The sequence below is a fragment of the Mesorhizobium sp. B1-1-5 genome (genome assembly GCF_006443065.1).
Lineage (GTDB): Bacteria > Pseudomonadota > Alphaproteobacteria > Rhizobiales > Rhizobiaceae > Mesorhizobium.
Map to the genome: position 1 here is coordinate 1 of NZ_VFWS01000225.1, position 2,594 is coordinate 2,594.

The following is a 2,594-nucleotide window of genomic DNA, read 5'->3' on the forward strand; positions in this document are numbered from 1 at the left end:
GCGCCTGTGGGATCGCGTCCAGGGCAAGGTTGGCGGGCCGGTGCCGAAGGGTCTCAAAAAGGAAAAGGCTGAATGGCTGAAGCCGGGTCTTGTCGGCCGTGTGAAATTCCTCAAGGGTGAGGAAAAGCTGCGGCATGCGAAGCTGCTGGAATACCGGGAGAATGAATGATGGCAGTAGCCAAGAAGGACCAGGAGCGCGTCACCTACGCCTGGATGTACGGCTCCCAGGCTCAAAAGGACGGCAAGGAGCGCGCGGTACCCGCCTACTGGCAGGAATTCGCAGACGCCTGGCTCCAAGGCTTTGATGGCCAGCCCATCGCCGGCGCGGGCAAGGTCTCACCAATCAGCGACCAGATGGAAGCAGAGATCGACGAGGCCGGCGTCGAGAAAAGCTAAATCGACTTGCCGGCACGGATCATGGCGCGCGCAATTGCCAACTGTGCCTCCGTCCTGGCGTTCTCCTTCTGGGTCATATTATCGGCCGCGATGAGCCGTCGCAGCGATTGCATGATTTCGCCTCGCGTCCATCCGACCTCGAGCATGCAATCTACGATGGCTTGAAATCCCGGCTCCATAGCCTCTTGGCAATCGATCGATCGGTCCGGATATTCTTCCTGGTGTTTAGGCGGATTGATCATCGTGCAGCTCCTAAAGATAATGATCACCGTCAGCCCGATGCGCCAGACAGAACCAGTGTGGCTCTCGTCGCGGCCGAGCAAAGCCGAACGGCGCCCGCAGACCGCACCCGGCATGTTCGCAGACGTGGTTTTCAATCCGCATGCGCTCGCGGGGTACCGCGGTCATGCCATCAGCAAGTCTGGCCGGTTCGTCGCTCATCCGAAGCGCTTGCCGAGAGGAGAAGCCTTGAGCGCGTCGAGCTGATCCTGAAGGCGGCCGTTCAGCACGATCATCTCCTTCAGGGCTTTCATCATGTCGCCCTTGTGCAGGACAACGAACTTGTCGGCTACGGCTTGCAATGCTGCTTCCTGGCGGCTGTCGAGAGTGATGACGCGGTCTGCCATGGGGCTATCCTCCACTGCTTAGAACAATGAGCCCTGCTGTGGCGCCTGTTGCGGGAATTTGATCTGCGTCGCTGGCTTGTCGACGATCACGAGGGCATCGTCGGGCGCGGGGCGCTGCAACTTCTTCGCCTCCGACAAGGGCGCGGTAAGCCAGGTCTCGATCTCTTCCTCGCTCGTCAGGATCACTGGCATGGCCTTCTCGTGGATCGGCTTGATCAGCGCGTTGGGCGCGGTCGTCATGAAGCCGTAGAGCTCGAAGTCGCCCGGACCATCCTTGACCTTGCGCACGCCATGCCAGGGCGTCCACAGGCCCGCGAAGAAGAATAAGGGACGCTCCTCGTTCAGCGCGAACCAGTAGTTCCGCTGGATACCGGTTTCGGGGTCTTTGTCGCCAGGCGCCGGGGACGGCTCGGCGAAGCTGGTTACGGGAACCACGCAGCGATGCTCGATCCCGACATATTGCTGCCAGTGGCCATACTGTGGATTTCGAATGTTCGTGGTGCCGTAGTCGGCGGCGCCTTTCACGCGCTCGGCAGGCGTCGGCATGCCCCAGAGAAGGTTGGCCACCTCGCGCTGCCCATCCGTGGCGTTGCGAACTACCGGGCCGGGCCTGTTCGGATAGATGTCGATCGACGGTTCGAGGTTGCCGAGGACATCCCGGAGGGCACGCGTCCACTGGCGTATGGCCTCTTGGCTGGTGGTGAGATTGTAGAGATTGCACATGTCTTGCCCCTAGTTGCGCAGGATCTCGGGAACGCTCAACGGCCCCAGGTCGAGGATGCGCTTGTATTCGCCCGTGCGGCGCCAGGCACCCCGGATCTTCCCATTCTCCCGATCGCGCTTCGGATCGAACACGTCGCCGCCAAAATGGTCAAGGAAGGCCTGCGCCGCGGCGGGGTCGGAAAAGCAGTGGATGCGATAGTCCTCATATTTGCCGCTCGGCCATATCGCCTGCACCCGCCTTATCTGAGGCTTGACGCCGATGTCCTGGCAGAACTGCGTGATCATGGTCAGGTTCCGGTCCGTGCAGATGTCATCCGGCAAGGCAACCTGGTGCGGCCAATCCCGATCGATGACCGATGGCGCCGGCGTGACGCGATTGCGTTTCGGCATCAGTGTAAGGACGGCTTGTCGGTAGCTGCCTCTAGCGCGTTGATTGCATCGCGCACAGCTCGGCGCTTCGGTTCGATGGGCTCATCAGGGCGACGATGCGCAAGGGCTAGGGCGGTGAAGGCCATAGACAGGTCGCCAATAAGGTCGCGCATTGAAAGCTGGTCAACGACCTCGGCAGCAACCCGCCAAGCCAAAATAGCGTCCTCCCCGTTCAACGTGTCCTTGCCATTTTGCTCGAGATGTTCGCGAAGCATCGCCAGCGCTGTCGAACGATCGGCGAGCTGCGTCTCGGGATCGGTCAACAACTCGAGCCTTACCGATATGGGCATGCGGCTCTCCCGCCAGCCGCCACAACAGGCCTCCAATGCTGCCGCATGGGCTTGCCCCCAAGCACTTGCGGCGCGGGATGCCGAATGGTCAGGGCCATCTTCGGGCGGACCGTTGATGTCCCAACCTTCA

Annotated in this window: 5 protein-coding genes and 1 pseudogene; 1 reads left to right on the forward strand and 5 read right to left on the reverse strand. The window is 61.3% G+C overall.

All coding sequences use genetic code 11. The annotated features are described in order from the left end of the window. The first annotated feature begins 165 nt into the window (after window positions 1-165). On the forward strand, window positions 166-396 hold the full coding sequence (locus FJ980_RS29680) for a hypothetical protein (protein WP_246676602.1): 231 nt from the start codon (window positions 166-168) through the stop codon (window positions 394-396). Here the strand turns inward: FJ980_RS29680 and FJ980_RS35985 are convergent. The 5 genes and pseudogenes from FJ980_RS35985 to FJ980_RS29710 form a co-directional block, all read right to left on the reverse strand. Next, complete coding sequence (locus tag FJ980_RS35985) at window positions 393-638, reverse strand: hypothetical protein (RefSeq protein WP_140547182.1); 246 nt, start codon at window positions 636-638, stop codon at window positions 393-395. The genes FJ980_RS29680 and FJ980_RS35985 overlap by 4 nt on opposite strands. A gap of 195 nt (window positions 639-833) precedes the next feature. Beyond that, on the reverse strand, window positions 834-1,022 hold the full coding sequence (locus FJ980_RS34880; protein ID WP_181181344.1) for a hypothetical protein: 189 nt from the start codon (window positions 1,020-1,022) through the stop codon (window positions 834-836). A gap of 18 nt (window positions 1,023-1,040) precedes the next feature. After that, the gene (locus FJ980_RS29700; RefSeq protein WP_140547184.1) at window positions 1,041-1,745 is read right to left on the reverse strand and encodes an SOS response-associated peptidase; all 705 of its coding nucleotides are present in this window, start codon (window positions 1,743-1,745) and stop codon (window positions 1,041-1,043) included. Between the two features lie 9 nt (window positions 1,746-1,754). Beyond that, window positions 1,755-2,135 carry a hypothetical protein gene (locus FJ980_RS29705; RefSeq protein WP_140547185.1) on the reverse strand — a complete coding sequence of 127 codons (381 nt, stop codon included), beginning with the start codon at window positions 2,133-2,135 and terminating at the stop codon, window positions 1,755-1,757. After that, window positions 2,135-2,594 (reverse strand): annotated as a pseudogene (locus FJ980_RS29710) (hypothetical protein); the annotation flags it as partial. The gene FJ980_RS29705 and the pseudogene FJ980_RS29710, both read right to left, overlap by 1 nt.